The 563-nt window shown below is 41.2% G+C and carries 1 pseudogene; it reads right to left on the bottom strand.

Features of this window, described 5'->3' with window-relative positions:
* Positions 1-197, bottom strand: a pseudogene (locus tag VT06_RS17175) (anthranilate synthase component I); the annotation flags it as partial.
* Positions 198-563: the final 366 nt, after the last annotated feature.

Raw genomic sequence — 563 nt, 5'->3', positions numbered from 1 at the left:
CGCTGTCCGCGGCAAACTAGTTTTAGTGACGCATCGATCATCAGTAGGCTTTTCAGATTCTGCCGGGAATCAATTTCTGCTGATTCAAGCAAAATGTGCTCGCCTTCGCTTGCTGATAAGCGTTGCAACACTGCTACTGGATCGGCTTGGTATTGCGCGGCTACCGATATGGGAAAAATCTGACCTAGTTTTTGCATGCTGATGCCAATTATTGTTATGGAATAAAAACGACAAAACCCGCTTACGAAGCGGGTTTTGAATGAAATTCTGTATTAGTTGCGTTTACTAAATACGCACAGATGCATCCACTACCCGCGAGGGGAGTGCCACCACCAATGATGTTGAACCGATGCGAACTGTTGCATAGCGTTAGTAAATACCTTTCTAGACATCTGAGTAAACTTGTACAGAACATTAAATGTCTGTGGAAAAAGTGTCAACGATTTTTTGTAAAAAATCGCGTATGATATTGGCATTATTTTGTGCCAGTATTTCTACACTAAATACATATACGAATATTTTCTAATTGAGGCTCACTTTGCGGATAGATTTACATTGCCACA

Origin of the sequence: Arsukibacterium sp. MJ3 (genome assembly GCF_000987765.1) — a bacterium.
GTDB lineage: Bacteria > Pseudomonadota > Gammaproteobacteria > Enterobacterales > Alteromonadaceae > Alishewanella.
Note: the sequence above shows the minus strand (reverse complement) of the source record. Positions and strands in the feature narration are given on the sequence as shown.